14 protein-coding genes and 1 tRNA gene are annotated in these 16372 nt (G+C 71.2%); 13 read left to right on the top strand and 2 right to left on the bottom strand.

All coding sequences use genetic code 11. From position 1 onward, the window contains the following. Nucleotides 1-2 precede the first annotated feature (2 nt). Together NVS83_RS20605 and NVS83_RS20600 are read left to right on the top strand one after the other, a co-directional pair. On the top strand, nucleotides 3-1946 hold the full coding sequence (locus NVS83_RS20605) for a MacB family efflux pump subunit (protein ID WP_258741034.1): 1944 nt from the start codon (nucleotides 3-5) through the stop codon (nucleotides 1944-1946). A gap of 116 nt (nucleotides 1947-2062) precedes the next feature. Beyond that, nucleotides 2063-3376 carry a DUF2254 domain-containing protein gene (locus NVS83_RS20600; protein WP_258741033.1) on the top strand — a complete coding sequence of 438 codons (1314 nt, stop codon included), beginning with the start codon at nucleotides 2063-2065 and terminating at the stop codon, nucleotides 3374-3376. Nucleotides 3377-3380: 4 nt separating this feature from the next. On the opposite strand, the gene NVS83_RS20595 is transcribed toward NVS83_RS20600, so the two are convergent. Beyond that, a complete protein-coding gene (locus tag NVS83_RS20595) occupies nucleotides 3381-4946 on the bottom strand; it encodes a bifunctional aminoglycoside phosphotransferase/ATP-binding protein (RefSeq protein WP_258741032.1) in 1566 nt (521 codons plus the stop codon). A gap of 214 nt (nucleotides 4947-5160) precedes the next feature. On the opposite strand from NVS83_RS20595, the gene NVS83_RS20590 reads away from it, so the two are divergent. After that, nucleotides 5161-6222, top strand: coding sequence for a threonine aldolase family protein (locus NVS83_RS20590; protein ID WP_258741030.1), 1062 nt, complete (start codon nucleotides 5161-5163; stop codon nucleotides 6220-6222). A 15-nt stretch (nucleotides 6223-6237) separates the two neighbouring features. Here NVS83_RS20590 and NVS83_RS20585 read toward each other — a convergent pair whose 3' ends face one another. Further along, complete coding sequence (locus NVS83_RS20585; RefSeq protein WP_258741029.1) at nucleotides 6238-7623, bottom strand: aminotransferase-like domain-containing protein; 1386 nt, start codon at nucleotides 7621-7623, stop codon at nucleotides 6238-6240. Between the two features lie 414 nt (nucleotides 7624-8037). On the opposite strand from NVS83_RS20585, the gene NVS83_RS20580 reads away from it, so the two are divergent. The 10 genes from NVS83_RS20580 (at nucleotide 8038) to NVS83_RS20535 (ending at nucleotide 16153) form a co-directional block, all read left to right on the top strand. Further along, entirely contained in the window at nucleotides 8038-8520 is a 483-nt protein-coding gene (locus NVS83_RS20580; RefSeq protein WP_258734014.1) for an MSMEG_0572/Sll0783 family nitrogen starvation response protein, read from the top strand. Nucleotides 8521-8558: 38 nt separating this feature from the next. Beyond that, nucleotides 8559-9629, top strand: coding sequence for a Nit6803 family nitrilase (locus NVS83_RS20575; protein WP_258741027.1), 1071 nt, complete (start codon nucleotides 8559-8561; stop codon nucleotides 9627-9629). Further along, the gene (locus NVS83_RS20570) at nucleotides 9547-10689 is read left to right on the top strand and encodes an MSMEG_0568 family radical SAM protein (RefSeq protein WP_258741185.1); all 1143 of its coding nucleotides are present in this window, start codon (nucleotides 9547-9549) and stop codon (nucleotides 10687-10689) included. Before NVS83_RS20575 ends, NVS83_RS20570 begins: the two co-directional genes overlap by 83 nt. Further along, the gene (locus tag NVS83_RS20565; protein ID WP_258741026.1) at nucleotides 10686-11258 is read left to right on the top strand and encodes an MSMEG_0567/Sll0786 family nitrogen starvation N-acetyltransferase; all 573 of its coding nucleotides are present in this window, start codon (nucleotides 10686-10688) and stop codon (nucleotides 11256-11258) included. Before NVS83_RS20570 ends, NVS83_RS20565 begins: the two co-directional genes overlap by 4 nt. Before the next feature lie 3 nt (nucleotides 11259-11261). Then, the gene (locus NVS83_RS20560) at nucleotides 11262-12302 is read left to right on the top strand and encodes a sll0787 family AIR synthase-like protein (RefSeq protein WP_258741025.1); all 1041 of its coding nucleotides are present in this window, start codon (nucleotides 11262-11264) and stop codon (nucleotides 12300-12302) included. Continuing rightward, the gene (locus NVS83_RS20555) at nucleotides 12299-13468 is read left to right on the top strand and encodes an MSMEG_0565 family glycosyltransferase (RefSeq protein ID WP_258741024.1); all 1170 of its coding nucleotides are present in this window, start codon (nucleotides 12299-12301) and stop codon (nucleotides 13466-13468) included. The genes NVS83_RS20560 and NVS83_RS20555 overlap by 4 nt, the downstream gene beginning before the upstream one ends. After that, nucleotides 13461-13748, top strand: a complete 288-nt coding sequence (locus tag NVS83_RS20550; protein ID WP_258741023.1) for an MSMEG_0570 family nitrogen starvation response protein — start codon at nucleotides 13461-13463, stop codon at nucleotides 13746-13748. Before NVS83_RS20555 ends, NVS83_RS20550 begins: the two co-directional genes overlap by 8 nt. A gap of 36 nt (nucleotides 13749-13784) precedes the next feature. Next, complete coding sequence (locus NVS83_RS20545; protein WP_258741022.1) at nucleotides 13785-15050, top strand: MSMEG_0569 family flavin-dependent oxidoreductase; 1266 nt, start codon at nucleotides 13785-13787, stop codon at nucleotides 15048-15050. A 59-nt stretch (nucleotides 15051-15109) separates the two neighbouring features. Further along, nucleotides 15110-15949, top strand: a complete 840-nt coding sequence (locus tag NVS83_RS20540) for a Pnap_2097 family protein (protein ID WP_258741021.1) — start codon at nucleotides 15110-15112, stop codon at nucleotides 15947-15949. A gap of 129 nt (nucleotides 15950-16078) precedes the next feature. Beyond that, nucleotides 16079-16153: transfer RNA gene (locus NVS83_RS20535), tRNA-Gly, on the top strand. Nucleotides 16154-16372: the final 219 nt, after the last annotated feature.

Raw genomic sequence — 16372 nt, 5'->3', positions numbered from 1 at the left:
CGATGGCAGAGCCGCTCATCTCGCTATCGGGCATACGGCGCGAATACATCACCGGCGAGGACCGGCTGGAGGTGCTCAAGGGGCTCGACCTGACCATCGAAGCCGGCGAGATGGTCGCCATCATGGGCGCCTCCGGCTCGGGCAAGTCGACGCTGATGAACATTCTCGGCCTGCTCGACCGGCCGAGCAGCGGCAGCTACCGCATCCGCGGGCGCGAGACCTCGAGCCTCGAGGGCAACGAGCTGGCGGCGCTGCGCCGCGAGCATTTCGGCTTCATCTTCCAGCGCTACCACCTGCTCGGCGAGCTCACCGCGCGCGACAATGTCGAGGTTCCCGCGGTCTATGCCGGTACGCCGCGCGAGGGCCGCCACAAGCGCGCGCGGGGGCTTCTGCAGCGCCTCGGCCTCGATGGGCGCGCCGACCATCGCCCCGGCCAGCTCTCGGGCGGCCAGCAGCAGCGCGTGTCGATCGCGCGCGCGCTGATGAACGACGGCGACGTCATCCTCGCCGACGAGCCCACAGGTGCGCTGGACAAGCGCAGCGGCGAGGAGGTGCTGCGCATCCTCGAGGAGCTCAACGCCGAGGGGCGCACCGTCATCATCGTGACCCACGACGCGGCCGTCGCCGCCCGCGCGCGCCGGATCATCGAGATCAGCGACGGCGAGATCGTCGCCGACCGGCGCACCGATGGCGCGCCCGCGCCCGCCCCGGCGCCGGCCCGCACCCGCGACGCGCGCGCCGGCGGCCGGTTCGGCTCGCTCGGCGAGGCGCTGCGCATGGCCCTGCTGGCGATGAACGCGCACCGCATGCGCGCCTTCCTGACCATGCTCGGCATCATCATCGGCATCGCCTCGGTGGTCTGCGTGGTGGCGCTCGGCGAGGGTTCGCGCCAGCGCGTGCTCTCCAACATCTCCGACCTCGGCACGAACACGATCGAGGTGTTCGCCGGCAAGAGCTTCGGCGACGTGCGCTCGGCCAAGATCAGCACGCTGGTGGTCGCCGACGCCAACGCGCTCGCCGGCGAGCCCTATGTCGCCGCCGTCACCCCGACCGTGTCGACCTCCGCCGTCGCGCGCTACCAGTCGACCGAGGCGAACGCCCTCGTCAACGGCGTCGGCGCGCAGTACTTCCTCGCCAAGGGCACCACCCTGGCCGCCGGGCGCTTCTTCGACGCCGACGCGGTGCGCACCCGCTCGCAGGACGCGGTGATCGACCAGAACACGGCCACGACTCTGTTCGGCGCGGATGGCGACGCGATCGGCAAGGTGATCTTCCTCGGCAGCGTCCCGGCGCGCGTGGTGGGGGTCGCCGAGCCGCAGCAGGGCGGTTTCGGCGGCAACCAGAACCTCTCCGTGTTCCTGCCGTACACGACGGTGCAGACGCGCATCATCGGCTCGCAGTCGCTGCGCTCCATTACGGTGCGCGTGGCCGACGACGTCTCCACCGACCTCGCCGCCCAGGCGATCACCGAGTTCATCGAGGGCCGCCACGGCACCAAGGACTTCTTCATCCTCAACACCGACGACATACGCCGCGCCATCACCTCGACCACCCAGACCATGACGGTGCTGATCGCGGTGATCGCCGTCATCTCGCTCGTCGTCGGCGGCATCGGGGTGATGAACATCATGCTGGTGTCGGTCTCCGAGCGCGTGGCGGAGATCGGCGTGCGAATGGCGGTCGGCGCGCGGCGCAGCGACATCCTGCAACAATTCCTCATCGAGGCGGTGCTGGTGTGCCTGATCGGCGGTGTGCTCGGCATCGCGCTGGCGCTCGGCTTCGGCGCCGCCTTCGCGCAGTTCCAGAGCAATTTCAGCCTGATCTATTCGGCGAGCTCGATCGTCGCGGCGGTGGTCTGCTCGACCGCCATCGGCATCGCCTTCGGCTACCTGCCCGCCCAGCGCGCGGCAGGGCTCGATCCGGTGGAGGCGCTGGCGCGGGTATAGGCCACGCTCCGCCGCCCCGGGGCGCCGCGGCGCTCCGCTCATGACACCCGCATGGAACCGTTCGGCCCGTCGCGGCATAGTGGTAGCGCAGTCCCGAGCGCAGAGCGGATGGACGGATGTCGAAATGGCAGTGGATCCTGCGGCAGTTTGGCCGCAGGCTTTGGGTGAGGGCGAGCCTGATCGGCGCCCTCGGCGTCGCGGCTGCCATTCTGGCGGCGATCGCCGAACGCTTCCTGCCGTGGCAGCTCACCTACGACATCGGCGCCGACGCGGTCGACAGCATCCTGTCGATCATCGCCTCCAGCATGCTTGCCGTCACCACCTTCTCGCTCAGCGTCATGACCTCGGCCTTCGGCGCGGCGACGAGCAACGTGACCCCGCGCGCCACGCGGCTGCTGGTGCAGGACCGGATCACCCAGAACGTGCTGTCCACCTTCATCGGCGCGTTCCTGTTCGGCATCGTCGGCATCATCGTGCTGAAGACCGGCGCCTACGGCCCGCAGGGGCGCGTGGTGCTGTTCGTCGTCACCATCGGCGTCGTCATCCTGGTGGTCGGCACGCTGATGGGCTGGATCGACCACCTCACCACGCTCGGGCGGGTCGGCGAGACCACGCGGCGGGTGGAGGATGCCGCCCATGACGCGATCGAGACGCGGCTGCGCTTTCCCTGCCTCGGCGGCCGGCCGGCCGATCCCGACGCGCCCGAACTGCCGCTGGCGGTGCCCTCGCGCCTGACGGGCTATGTCCAGCATGTCGACGTTGCCGCCGTCGCGGCCCGCTCCGAGGCGCTGGAGGTGGACGTGCGGCTGTGCGTGGTGCCCGGCTCCTTCGTCTATGAGGGCACGCCGCTCGCGCGCTTCGACAAGCCGTCCAAGGAGGCGAGCGAGGAGGAGATCGCGGACGCCCTCGAAGGCGCGCAGGGCGCCTTCTCCATCGGCCAGCAGCGCAGCTACGACCAGGACCCGCGCTTCGGCCTCGAGGTGCTGAGCGAGATAGCCCAGCGTGCGCTCTCGCCCGCGGTCAACGATCCGGGCACGGCGATCGACGTCATCGGCCGCTGCACGCGGCTGCTGACGCTGTGGGCGAACGGGCCGCAGGATGGCGAGGAGATCGAGGTGCGCTACGAGCGGGTGATGGTGACGCCGCTCACCCCCGCCGACCTGTTCGACGACGCGTTCCGCCTGATCGCCCGCGACGGTGCCGCGCTGGTCGAGGTGCAGCTTCGCCTGCAGAAAGCGCTCCACGCCCTTTCCGGCATGGGCGACGAGGCCTTCCGCGAGGCGGCGCGGCACCAGTCGCGGCTGGCGCAGGAGCGGGCGGAGGCGGCCCTGGCGCTGGAGGACGACAAGCGGCTTCTGCGCGAGGCGGCCCTTCGCCTCGCCAGCGAGAAGAAGCCGAGCCGCCGCAAGACAGCGACGCGTCGCAAGTAAGGCCTCAGGGCTTCGGCGCCGGGAGGCCCATCGCGGCACGCACCCGCGCGAGAACCTCGTCCGGCGTGCCGGAGGCGTCGATCCGCATCCAGTCGTCGAGGCTCCCCGCCGCGCGTACGGCCTGCTGGCGCACGACCTCGGCGGTGGCGTCGGAGGCATCGGCGCGCCGGGCCTCGACCCGGCCGGCCAGCGTCTCCACCGGCGCCTCCAGCCAGATGCCGGCGAAGGACGCATCATGGTCGCGGGCGACCGCCTCGATGGCGGCGCGCTCATCCTCCTTCTGGTGCACGGCGTCGACCACAACGCCATGACCGGCGGCGAGCATCGCGCGGGCCCGCTCGCGCAGTGCCGCATAGACGGCGATGGTGGCGTCCATCGTGTAGGCGCCGGGCAGGAGCCGGTCGAGCTCGCCGACGCCGGCGAGCCGCTTGCGCTCGACATCGCTGCGCAGATGCACGGCGCCGGGCAGCGGGCCGATGGCCGGGGCAAGGCCGGCGGCGAGCGTGCTCTTTCCCGTGCCCGACAGGCCGCCCACGGCGACGAGCCGGGCCGGTTCCGGCGCCAGGGCGCGCTCGGCATAGGCGAGATAGGCGAGCGCCTCCTCTTCGCCGGCCGCGCGTTCGGCCGGGCCACGATGCGCCAGCGCCGCCGCCGTCACCTGCGCCCGGATCCCGGCGCGCAGGGCGAGGAACAGTGGCAGCGCCGCCAACCCGTCATAGGGCGGGGCGTCGCCGCAGGCGGCGAGGTAGCGGTTCAGCACCCGGTTGGCCGCGTCCGCGCGGCCGCGCAGGCCGAGATCCATGAGCAGGAAGGCGAGGTCGTAGAGCCGGTCGATGGTGGCGAGCGCCTCGTCGAACTCCAGCGCGTCGAACAGCACCGGCGCGCCGTCGATCAGCGCCACGTTGCGCAGATGCAGGTCGCCATGGCAGCGCCGCACCTCGCCGGCCCGGGCCCGCCGCGCCAGCAGGGGCGCGAGCCGCTCCAGCAGGACCGACAACGCCCGTTCGAACGCCGCAACCCGTTGCGGCGCGAAGAGCCGCGGCGTCTCGCGCAGCCCCGCGACGACGCCGGCGGCGACCCTGGCGAGCGCGGCCGGGGAATCGGTCTCGACATGCCGCTCGGCGCGCTCGTGGAAGGCGAGAACGGCCCTGGCGAGATCATCGATCAGAACCGGCGTCAGCCCGTCCCGGTCGGCGAGGCGGTCGAGCGTCGCCGTCTCGTCGAAGCGGCGCATATGCACTGTCCACTCGACCACCTCGCCCTCGCCGCCGAGATGGAGCGCGCCCCCGCGGCGCGTGACCGGCACGAGTCCGAGATAGATGCCAGGCGCCGCCGGCCGGTTCAGCTCCAGTTCGCGCCGGCAGGCGGCATGGCGCTTCTCCAGCGTGGAAAGGTCCATGAAGTCGAAGCGCACGGCGCGCTTGACCTTGTAGACGTCGGCGCCGGCGAGGAACACCGCCGCGCCATGCGTGTCGATGCGCGCCACCTCGCCTGCAAGGCCATGGGTGGCGGGATCGGCGAGCAGGCGGAACACCGGCTCCTGGTCGGCGACGACGCGATCGGAGGTCATGAATCAGCGGTGACGGGTCGGAAGTGGATCTCGGCGGCGCCACTCTAGCCGAGCCGGGCGGGGATGCCATGAGGCCGCCGCCCGATGCCCGCATCAGGGAGACGCCCGACGGGGATCGCAGGCGTCCGGACAGCGCGGGCTCGGGCGTTTTGGCAATGGGCGCGGCCGCATTTCCGGCCTAAACAGGCGGACCACCCTTTCGCAGGACGATCCCGTGACCGACACCTCCTCCCCGTTCGCCGTCGCCCGGCCCGGCTTCGGCAGCGACAACATGGCCGGCGTCTCGCCCGCCATCCTCGACGCGCTCCGGGCCGCCAATGCGGGCGCCATGCCCTCCTACGGCGCCGACGAGATCTCGGCCCGGGTCGCCACGCGGTTGAGCGCGCTGTTCGAGCGCGAGGTCGGGGTGTTCCTCGTCTCCACCGGCACGGCGGCGAACGCGCTGTCGCTCGCCGCGCTCACCCCGGTCTGGGGCGCGGTGCTCTGCCATGCGGAAAGCCATATCGAGAACGACGAATGCGGCGCGCCGGAATTCTTCACCGGCGGCGCCAAGCTGATCCACGTGCCGGGCGAGGAGGCGCGTATCGACCCCGACGCGCTCGTCCATGCGACGCGCCGCAACAAGGGCGACGTGCACAGCGTGCAGCCGGCCTGCGTGTCGATCACGCAGGCGACCGAGCTCGGCACGGTCTATTCGCTGGATCATGTCCGCGCCATCGGCGCCGCCTGCCGCGACGCCGGCCTGCCGCTGCACATGGACGGCTCGCGCTTCGCCAATGCGCTGGTCTCGCTCGGCGCCACGCCGGCGGAGATGACCTGGAAGGCCGGCGTGGACGTGCTCTCCTTCGGCGCCACCAAGAACGGCGCCATGGGGGTCGAGGCGGTGGTGCTGTTCGATCCCGAACGGGCGCAGGAATTCGCCTTCCGCCGCAAGCGCGCCGGCCACCTCACCTCGAAGATGCGCTTCCTCGCCGCGCAGATGGACGCCTATCTCGCCGACGACCTCTGGCTCGCCAATGCGCGCCAGGCCAACGCCATGGCGGCGCGGCTCGCCGAAGGGCTGGCGACGCTGGCGGGGGCGGAGATCATGAGCCCGGTCGAGGCCAACATGATGTTCGTGCGTCTGCCGCGGCGGGTGATCGACGGGCTGCTGGCACGGGGCTTCCGGCTCTACACGGATCGCTGGGGCGAGAACATCGTGCGCCTCGTCACCTCCTTCGTCACCACCGCCGACGACGTCGACCAGCTTCTCGCCGCCGCGCGCGAGGCCGCCTGAGGCATCCCCCGCCGCTCACATGACGGCGGAGACGGCCTCGGGCGCCTGCGTCAGCGCGTGCGCCATGTAGTCCAGCGCCGAGCGGATCTGGGCCCGGGTGGCCGGCCCGCCGAGGCAGACGCGGACCGCCTCGCGCGCCGGACCACAGGCGGTGAAGGCGTCGCTCGCCACCACGCCGACGCCGGTCGCGCGCATGTGGCCGACGAAGGCGGAGCGGGTCCAGGGCTCGGGCAGCTCGATCCAGAGATTGAAGCTCAGCGGATCGGCGTGGAAGCTGCCCTCCGGCAGGATCTCCGACGCTAGCGCCTGGCGCGCCCGGGTCTCGGCGCGGATGAAGCGCAGCAGCGTGTCGGCGGTGCCGTCCTCGATCCAGCGCGTCGCCAGCGCGGCGGTGAGCGGCGAGGCCATGACGCTGGCCGTGCGCAGCGCCGCCGCGAAGGGGTAGCCCGAGCGCGCGTCCGGCACCACGACATAGGCCGCGCGCAGCCCGGCGCCGATGCATTTGGCAAGGCCCGCGACGTGCCAGGTGAGGTCCGGCGCGATGGCGGCGAGCGGGGGCGGGCCGTGGGCGGGGATGAAGCCATAGGCGTCGTCCTCGACGATCGGCAGGTGGAAGCGCCGCGCCACCCGGGCGATCGCCTCGCGCCGCGGCTCGGGCACGGTGAGGGTGGTCGGGTTCTGCAGCGTCGGGTTCAGGTAGAGCGCCTTCGGCTCCAGCCGGGCGCAGGCGTCGGCCAGCGCGTCGGGCTCGATGCCCTCGCCGTCCATCGGCAGGCCGACCAGCCTCAGGCCGAGCTGGGCGGCGATGGCGCGCGCGCCGGGATAGGTGATCGCCTCGCACAGCACGGTCTCGCCGGGCTTGGCCAGCAGGCCGAGAATGCCGAGCAGCGCGGGATGCGCGCCGGGGGTGACGAAGACCCGCTCCTGCGAGGGCACCAGCGCCCGGCGCCCGAGCCAGGCGCTCGCCGCGTCCTTGTCCGCGCCGGTGCCGCCGAAGCCCTGATAGCGCAGCAGCGAGACGAGATCGCGCCCGACCTCGGCGAGGCCGTCCTGCATGCGCGCGATCAGCGCCGGGTCCTCCGGCTCGGGCGGCAGGTTCATCGACAGGTCGACCGTGGCTGGACGCGAGGGCGCCGCCGGGCGCGCCTCGGCCCGCGGCATGCCGGAGACGAAGGTGCCCTGCCCGACCCGCGACTCCACCAGCCCGCGCTTCTGCGCCTCGACATAGCCGCGCGCCACCGTGGTGAAGTCGATGCCCAGCCGGCCGGCGAGCTTGCGCTGGGGGGGAAGCCGGTCGCCGATGGCGAGGCGCCCGGCGCGTATGTCCTCGGCGATGAGATCGGCGATGGCGAGGTAGCGGGGCTTGTCGGAGCGGGAGAGGTCGGGAATCCAGTCGGCCATGGTCGTCGTCGTTCTTCGCCTGTCGTCCGGCAAGGTTGCGCGCGCCCGCAGCCGCGCGAGGCGCCCCGTCCCGCGTGCCGGCCGCGAGTCGGGAAACACAGCATAATTGACTGTATAATGTTGCAGAGGTGGCCTGTCACCACTGGTCCGCAATTTGCTGCATTTTAGGGGTTACTACGTAGCCGCCGGCGCATGCGCAGGAAGCGGGCAAGTTCCCGCTCAATCGTTAGGCTTTCGCACCCTTTCTCAGCATCGACCGCGCCATTTCGGCTGTGTTATTGAATGTATTTTTGACTGCATTTTGACTGTTTCATTGATTCTTTTGAAAAACTGTCAATTGGCACATTGATTGCAGACCCTGTTGGCATGGGCCGGCATCCCGCCGCGACCCCTTCGCCAGCCAAGGAGAGCGACATGGCCACCATCACCGTTCCGGCGCACCAGAAGGGCGACGTCCTGGTCGACTACGAGGACAAGAAGTTCGAGGACGTCAAAGCCGCTCCGGGCGAGAAGGCGCTCGTCACCTTCCACACCGTCGCCTTCGAGGGCTCGATCGGCCTCGTGAACCTGCTGCAGGCCTCGCGCCTGATCCAGAAGGGGTTCGAGACCTCGGTGCTGCTCTACGGCCCGGGCGTGACGCTCGGCGTGCAGCGTGGCTTTCCCAAGCTCGGCGACGAGGCCTTTCCCGGCCATCTCAACTTCAACAACCGGATCGAGAAGATCATGGCCGACGGCGGCAAGGTCTATGCCTGCCGCTTCGCCCTGCAGGCGCTCTACGGCCATGGCGAGGGCGCGCTGATCCCCGGCATCGTCCCGATCAGCCCGCTCGACGTGCTCGACATCGTGCTGCTCCACCGTCGCGACAACGCCTTCATCCTCGACACCTGGACGCTCTGAGGCCCGCTTCGAGCGCCGTGGACCCGAAGGAGGTCACGATGGCAGAGAAAAGGCTGGTCCGGGTCGCCGCGGTGCAGATCGCCCCGGACCTCGACAGCGTGGAGGGCACGCTCACCCGCGTGCTCGCCGCGCTGGAGGAGGCGGCGGGCAAGGGCGCGAGGCTCGTCGTGTTCCCCGAGACCTTCGTGCCCTGGTACCCGTACTTCTCCTTCGTCTATCCGCCGGTGCTGACCGGGGGCGAGCATCTGCGTCTCTACGAGAACGCCGTGGTCGTCCCCGGGCCGGTCAGCGAGGCGGTCGCCGCCAGCGCCCGCCGGCTCGGGGTCGTGGTAGTGCTGGGGGTGAACGAGCGCGATCACGGCTCGCTCTACAACACCCAGCTCGTGTTCGATGCTGACGGGTCGCTCAAGCTCAAGCGGCGCAAGATCACCCCCACCTTCCACGAGCGGATGATCTGGGGCCAGGGCGACGGCGCCGGGCTGAAGGTGGTGGACACCGCCGTCGGCCGGGTCGGCGCGCTCGCCTGCTGGGAGCACTACAACCCGCTCGCCCGCTACGCGCTGATGGCCCAGCACGAGGAAATCCACGTCGCGCAGTTCCCCGGCTCGCTGGTCGGGCCGATCTTCGCCGAGCAGATCGAGGTGACGATCCGCCACCACGCGCTGGAATCGGGCTGCTTCGTGGTCAATTCCACCGGCTGGCTGACCGAGGAACAGATCGCCCGCATCGCGCCGGACGAGAAGCTGCGCAAGGCGCTGAGCGGCGGCTGCATGAGCGCGATCGTCTCGCCCGAGGGCAGCCACATCGTGCCCCCGCTCACCTCCGGCGAGGGCATCCTCGTCGCCGATCTCGACATGGCGCTGATCACCAAGCGCAAGCGGATGATGGATTCGGTCGGCCACTACGCCCGGCCGGAACTGCTCAGCCTCAATCTCGACAGCCGGCCCGCCGTGCCCATGCACACCGCATCGCACGCCGAGGCCGCTCCCACCTTCGCCAGCTACGGGAGTGCGCGTGATGAAACCGATGGACCCGGCGAGCGAGCTGCGGCCGATGCCGACGGAACGCCTGATCAACGAGTTGCAGTCCTACGGGGTCCGGCTCGTTGACCCGCGGGCCGGCGCGGACTCGCGCCGCGGCGGCGCGGGCCCCTCGGACCACAAGGCGATCACCATCGACGGCATGACGGTGATGGTGCCGGTGCACACCGCGCCGGCCTTCGAGAGCCCGTATCTGGTCGAGAAGCCGGACGCCTATGGCAGGAGCCGCATCAGCCGCGACGGGCTGGTGCTGGGCGAGGTTTCGTTCCCGCTTCAGCCGAAATTCTACGGGCTGAGCACGGCGGAGGGCGTGCCCTATTCGAAGATCGCCGTGCTGCACGGGCGCGACGTGCTGGCGACGACCGTCCTCCAGACCTGCATCCGCTACCAGAGCCGCACCAAGACCTGCCAGTTCTGCGCCATCGGCCAGTCGCTGGCGGCGGGCCGCACCATCGCCCACAAGACCCCGGCCCAGCTCGCCGAGGTGGCCAAGGCCGCGGTCGAGCTCGACGGGGTCAGGCACATGGTGATGACCACCGGCACCCCGCCCGGCAAGGATCGCGGCGCCAAGATCCTCGCCGAGAGCGCGGCGGCGGTGAAGGCGGCGGTCGACCTGCCGATCCAGGTGCAGTGCGAGCCGCCGGACGACGACGCCTGGTTCGCCCGCATGGCCGAGGCCGGGGCGGACGCGCTCGGCATGCATCTGGAGGCCGTCACCGAGCCGGTGCGGGCGCGGATCATGCCCGGCAAGGCCCAGGTCTCGGTCGCGCGCTATTTCGAGGCGTTCGAGGCGGCGGTGCCGGTGTTCGGGCGCGGGCAGGTCTCGACCTACATCCTCGCCGGGCTCGGCGACACGCGCGAGGAGATCCTCGACGTGTGCGACCGGCTGACGAGGATCGGCGTCTATCCCTTCGTGGTGCCCTTCGTGCCGATTTCCGGCACGCCGCTGGAGAGCCACCCCACGCCTTCCCCGGCCTTCATGAATGCGATCCTCGGCCCGCTCTCGGGAATGATGATCGCGCGCGGGCTGAAGGCCATCGACGTGAAGGCGGGCTGCGCCAAATGCGGCGCCTGCTCCGCGCTCTCCACCTATGAAAGGCAGGCGCTCGGGCAGGGAGGCTGTTCATGATCTTCGAGCCGTTCCGCCCCTTCCTGCCCTGCGCCTTCCAGGTGAAGTTCGCCACCGCCACCTGGGAGAAGCGCGGCGCCGCACGGCTGCGGCGCGAGGTGTTCTGCGAGGAGCAGGGCCTGTTCGCCGGCGACGACCGCGACGCGATCGATGAGGTCGCCACGCCCATCGTCGCCGTCTCCATGCTCGGCGTGGTGCCGGACGACGTGGTCGGCACGGTGCGAATCCACGAGGAGGCCCCCGGCACCTGGTGGGGCTCGCGCCTCGCCGTGGCGCAGGACTACCGCAAGGTCGGCGCGCTCGGCCCGGCGCTGATCCGCCTCGCCGTCTCCTCCGCCCATGCGCGCGGCTGCACCCGCTTCCTCGCCCATGTGCAGAGCCAGAACGGGCTGCTGTTCCGCCGCCTGCACTGGGCCGTGGTCGAGGAGAAGGAACTGCACGGGCGCCCGCACCTGATGATGGAAGCGGACCTGCGCTTCTATCCGCCGATCGGCGACGCCGAGACCGGCTTCCAGGCCCATGCGCGCGGCACGCCGGCCCGCCCGCCGCTGCCGAGGGAGGCGGCCTGAGCCATGACCGCGCGCACCTCCTCCATTTCCACACCGTCGCTTCCGCTCGGCGCTGACGCCTTCGCGGCGGTGGTGGCGAAGCTGCGCGCCTCGGCCGGGCTCAGCGCCAAGGCCGATATCGGCCGCGCCGCCGCCCGGCTCGGCATCGGCGGCACGGACGCGGTGCGCGTCGGCGACGACTGTGCCGCCATTCCCGACGGCGAGGGCTTCCTGCTGTTCGCCATCGAAGGCTTCATGAACGAGTTCGTCGCCGGCGACCCGTGGTTCGCGGGCTGGTGCGGCGTGATGGTGAACCTCTCCGACATCGCCGCCATGGGCGGGCGCCCGCTCGCCGTGGTCGACGCGGTGTGGGCGGCCGGCGAGGACGGCGCGGCGCCGGTGCTCGACGGGCTGCGCGCGGCGTGCGAGCGCTTCGGCGTGCCGCTGGTCGGCGGCCACACCAACCTTTCGACCGATCGCGGCCAGCTCTCGGTCGCCGTGCTCGGGCGCGCCAACCGGCTGCTGACCAGCTTCGACGCCCGCCCCGGCGAGACGCTGATCGCCGCCATCGACCTGCGCGGGCGCTACCGCGAGCCGTTCTCCAACTGGGAGGCGGCGACCGACGCGCCGGCCGCGCGGCTCAAAGGCGACCTCGAATTGCTGCCGCTGATCGCCGAGCGCGGCCTCGCCCGCGCCGCCAAGGATATCAGCCAGGGCGGAGTGGTGGGCACAGCCGCCATGCTGGCGGAATGCTCGAATGTCGGGGTCGAGATCGACCTCGCCCGCGTGCCCGCGCCGGCCGGCATCGACCCCGCGCGCTGGCTGATGAGCTTCCCGAGCTACGGCTATCTGCTGAGCGCGAGCGCGGCCGGAACGCCCGCCATCCTGGCGAGCTTCGAGCAGCGCGGCATCGCCGCCGCCGCCATCGGCACGGTGACCGCCGACCGGCGCGTCACCGTCACCCACCAGGGCGCGCGCGAGGTGATCTGGGACTTCAACCGAGATCGGCTGCTCGGCTGCGCCGCCGGCACCGGCACCGGCACTGGCACGGAGGACGCCGCATGAACGTGCCCTCCCCCGCGCGACTGCGCATCGCCATCCTCGCCCACTCCACCAATCCGCGCGGCGGCGTGGTGCACGCGCTGGAGCTCGGCGACGCGCTCACCCGGCTCGGCCACGAGGCGGTGGTGCACGCCCCCGACCCTTCCGGCGCCGGCTTCTTCCGCACGAGCCTGTGCGGCACGGTGAGCGTGCCCGCCACCCGCGCCGGCGCGGATGTCGAGGAGATGGTGCACCTGCGCGCGGGCGACTATGTGCGCCATTTCGAACGCGCCGCGCATCGCGACTTCGACGTGTTCCACGCGCAGGACGGCATTTCCGGCAATGCGCTGGCGACGCTGAAGGAGCGCGGGCTGATCGGGCGCTTCGCGCGCACGGTCCACCATATCGACCGCTTCGACCATGCGGGGCTGGAGCGGCTGCAGCGCCGCGCCATCACCCGCGCCGACGGGCATTTCGTGGTCAGCCGGCTGTGGCGGGCGACGCTAGCCGAGGATTTCGGCCTCGAGGCCGCGATCGTCGGCAACGGCGTCGACCTCGCCCGCTTCTCACCCCGGCCGGACGGGCGCGAGGCGGGCCTGCGGGTGCGGTTCGGCATCGGCAAGGGGCCGGTCGTGCTCAGCGTCGGCGGCGTCGAGCCGCGCAAGAACACGCGGGCCATCCTCGCCGCCTTCGCCCAGCTCCATGCGCTGATGCCGGACGCCCAGCTCGTGATCGCCGGCGGGGCGAGCGTGCTCGACCATTCGCGCTATGCCGCCGCCTTCGCTACAGAGCGCGCCGCTTCCGGCCTTCCCGAGCGCGCGGTGATCGTCACCGGCCCGCTACCGCATGACGACATGCCCGCGCTCTACCGCATCGCCGATCTGCTCGCCTTCGCTTCGGTGAAGGAGGGCTTCGGCCTCGTCGCGCTGGAGGCGATGGCGAGCGGGGTGCCCTGCGTGATCTCGCGCATCGCACCCTTTACCGAGCATCTGCGCGACGACGAGGCCGTGTGGTGCGACCCGGCCAGCATCGCCTCCATCGCCGACGCCTTCGTCATCGCCCTCAAGCCGGACTGCGCGGCCCGCCTCGCCCGGCGCGGGCCGGCCGCCGCCGCGCGCCACGACTGGGACGCCACGGCGCGCGCGCATGTCGCCACCTATCAACGCCTGCGGGAGCCGGCCCATGCCTGAGATGCTGTTTTCCATCCGCTGGCCGGACGGTCAGGCCGAGCAGTGCTACTCGCCCTCGCTGGTGATCAAGGAATTCCTCGAGCCCGGCTGCAGCTACCCGCTCGACGAGTTCCTCTCCAAGAGCCGCGAGGCGCTGAACATCGCCAGCCAGCGTGTCGAGGCGCGCTACGGCATGCCCTGCTCGCGCGCGCTCGGCCAGCTCGCCCGCCTCGAGAGCGCCGGCCAACGCTACCTCGCCACCCCCGACGCCCGCGTCACCGTCGAATCCTTCACCGAATAGCCGCGCGTGACGCCCTCACCGGATCGGAACAACGCCATGAACGAGAACCTCATCCAGCACTACCCGGTCGTCATCGTCGGCGGCGGCCAGGCGGGGCTGTCCACCAGCTACCATTTGCGCGCGCGCGGCATCGACCATCTGGTGTTCGAGAAGCACAAGGCGATGCATAGCTGGCAGACCCAGCGCTGGGACAATTTCTGCCTCGTCACGCCGAACTGGCAGTGCGACCTGCCGGGCCATTCCTATGCCGGCCCGGACCCGGACGGCTTCATGAAGAAGGACGAGATCCTCGCCTATCTGGATGGCTTCCGCGCCGTGGTCGAGCCGCCCATCCGCGAGGGCGTCTCGGTGCGGCGGGTGACGCCGCGCGCGGAAGGCGGGTTTCACGTCTCCACCACCTCGGGCGAGGTGACCGCCGACAATGTGGTCGTCGCCTCCGGCGGCTATCACGAACCGATCGTGCCGCGCATGGCCGAGCGGCTGCCCGCTTCGATCCGGCAGATCCAGTCGGCCGACTACCGCAATGCCGACCAGCTTCCCGAGGGCGGGGTGCTGGTGGTCGGCTCGGGCCAGTCCGGCGCGCAGATCGCCGAGGACCTGCACCTCGCCGGCCGCAAGGTGCATCTGGCGGTCGGCAACGCGCCGCGCTGCGCCCGCTTCTACCGCGGCCGCGACGTCGTCGCCTGGCTGGCGGACATGGGCTATTACGAGATGTCGGTCGACCAGCATCCCCTGCGCGAGGGGGTGCGCGACAACACCAACCACTACGTGACCGGGCGCGACGGCGGGCGCGACATCGACCTGCGCAAATTCGCGCTGGAGGGCATGGAGCTCTACGGCGCGCTGCGCGACTACGACGGCGCCGGCCTCGTCTTCGACACCGGCCTCGCGCAGGCGCTCGACGACGCCGACCGCACCTATAACGGCATCAACGCCGCCATCGACAAATATATCGCCGAGAACGGCATCGAGGCGCCGCCGCCCTCCGTCTACGCGCCGGTGTGGCGGCCGGCGGGCGAGCGCGAGCGGCTCGACCTCGCCGCCTCGGGCATTTCCTCGATCGTCTGGTGCATCGGCTTCCGGCCGGATTTCCGCTGGCTCGACGTGCCGGTGTTCAACGGCGCCGGCCATCCCCAGCACCGGCGCGGCGTGACCCAGCGCGAGGGGGTGTACTTCATCGGCCTGCCGTGGCTGCACACCTGGGGCTCGGGCCGCTTCGGCGCCGTCGGGCGCGACGCCGCGCACATCGTCGGCCACATCGCCACACGCGCCGAGGGCGCGCTGCAGGGCAGCGCGGCATGAACGTCGCAGTGCCCCCGGCCGGTCTCGCCCCTCACCCTGACGCAGGCGTCGATGCGACGATGCCCGGCGGCACCGGGCTTGCGGATACGGCGATCGAGGACACGATGCTGCTCGGCATGCCGCAGCTCTGCCTCGCCGGCCTGTCGGAGAGCTGGCTCCTGAAGGAGCTCGGCCACCGCCACTGGATGGCGCTGGCGCGGCTCGCAGGGCGCGCGGAGCCAGACTTTCGCGATATCGACGGTGCGCCGGTCTATGCCGCCTTCTGCGCGCTCTCGATCGAGAATGCCGATCTCGGTGCGCTCGGCGAGAATGACCGGCTGACGATCTCGTCCGCCATCGCGCGGGTCTCGCGCACCCAGTTTCTCAGCCGGCACCGGCTCTTCGCGCGCGGACGCGAGCGGGGGACGGTGGAGTTGCTCTCGTGCTTCGTGCGCCGTGCCGGCAGCGGCAATCACGCAGTCGCGCGAGTGACGATCGACGCGCTGCCGGGCGCGGTCGCGCGTTCCGGCCTGAGCGAGCGCGCGGCGGCGATGCGCACCGGCCGGCTGGCGCGGCACCGCGGCTTTTCGCTCGACGGGACGGCGGCGGAGGCGGGCGCGCTCGAGATCGAGCCCTGCCCGTCGCAGGACTTCAACGGCGCGGGCTTCCTCTATTTTCCCAGCTTCGTTGCCTTTATCGACCGCGCCGAATGGCGCTTCGACGCCGCGCGGGCACCGCGGGCGAGCACGCTGCGGCGCGAGCTGTTCTTCTACGGCAATGTCGACCCCGGCGAGAGCGTGCGCGTGCGCTGGATGGCCGCCCGGCGCGAGGACGGACGGCTCGCCCATCACTGCCGGCTGGAGCGCGCGGGCGACGGCGCCCGGCTCGCCGACGCCTTCACGTTGCGTGCCGTGCCGTGACGGCGGAGGCCAGCCTTCACGGGCTGTGCGAAACCGCGAGAAAGCCCGTTGCATTCGTCGCGCGGCTGGGGCATAGAGACGGCCCGTTCGGCGTCGAAGCTTTTCACCGGCGCCGGATGTGCGGAGCGGGCGGGCGTAGCTCAGGGGTAGAGCACAACCTTGCCAAGGTTGGGGTCGTGGGTTCGAATCCCATCGCCCGCTCCAAATTTTCCAAATAAAATCAGATAGTTGGCAAGCGCTCTTCGGGGCGTTTTCTGCTTCCAAAGCTCGAGGCTGCGGGCGTTGGAAGCAGAACGGAAGCATCCGCACGGAAGTCGCCGGATAACATGGCGAGCTGACGGCGCCCTTCCTTCGCCTCTGCGAGGCGTAATGCGAGGTCGAAAACGCCGGAAAAATGGCCTCTGCGTCACCTGCCCTGCAGTC

The sequence above is a fragment of the Ancylobacter mangrovi genome, from assembly GCF_024752335.1.
Classification (GTDB): Bacteria; Pseudomonadota; Alphaproteobacteria; order Rhizobiales; family Xanthobacteraceae; genus Ancylobacter; species Ancylobacter mangrovi.
This window is presented reverse-complemented; position numbering and strand designations above follow the sequence as displayed.

Bases quoted from the DNA above. Each gene is read 5' to 3' on its own strand.
- NVS83_RS20565 (WP_258741026.1), top strand. From the start codon at position 10,686: ATGATCTTCGAGCCGTTCCGCCCCTTCCTGCCCTGCGCCTTCCAGGTG.
- NVS83_RS20570 (WP_258741185.1), top strand. From the start codon at position 9,547: ATGGACCCGGCGAGCGAGCTGCGGCCGATGCCGACGGAACGCCTGATC.
- NVS83_RS20560 (WP_258741025.1), top strand. From the start codon at position 11,262: ATGACCGCGCGCACCTCCTCCATTTCCACACCGTCGCTTCCGCTCGGC.
- NVS83_RS20555 (WP_258741024.1), top strand. From the start codon at position 12,299: ATGAACGTGCCCTCCCCCGCGCGACTGCGCATCGCCATCCTCGCCCAC.
- NVS83_RS20600 (WP_258741033.1), top strand. From the start codon at position 2,063: ATGTCGAAATGGCAGTGGATCCTGCGGCAGTTTGGCCGCAGGCTTTGG.
- NVS83_RS20545 (WP_258741022.1), top strand. From the start codon at position 13,785: ATGAACGAGAACCTCATCCAGCACTACCCGGTCGTCATCGTCGGCGGC.
- NVS83_RS20580 (WP_258734014.1), top strand. From the start codon at position 8,038: ATGGCCACCATCACCGTTCCGGCGCACCAGAAGGGCGACGTCCTGGTC.
- NVS83_RS20550 (WP_258741023.1), top strand. From the start codon at position 13,461: ATGCCTGAGATGCTGTTTTCCATCCGCTGGCCGGACGGTCAGGCCGAG.
- NVS83_RS20540 (WP_258741021.1), top strand. From the start codon at position 15,110: ATGCCCGGCGGCACCGGGCTTGCGGATACGGCGATCGAGGACACGATG.
- NVS83_RS20605 (WP_258741034.1), top strand. From the start codon at position 3: ATGGCAGAGCCGCTCATCTCGCTATCGGGCATACGGCGCGAATACATC.
- NVS83_RS20595 (WP_258741032.1), bottom strand. From the start codon at position 4,946: ATGACCTCCGATCGCGTCGTCGCCGACCAGGAGCCGGTGTTCCGCCTG.
- NVS83_RS20585 (WP_258741029.1), bottom strand. From the start codon at position 7,623: ATGGCCGACTGGATTCCCGACCTCTCCCGCTCCGACAAGCCCCGCTAC.
- NVS83_RS20575 (WP_258741027.1), top strand. From the start codon at position 8,559: ATGGCAGAGAAAAGGCTGGTCCGGGTCGCCGCGGTGCAGATCGCCCCG.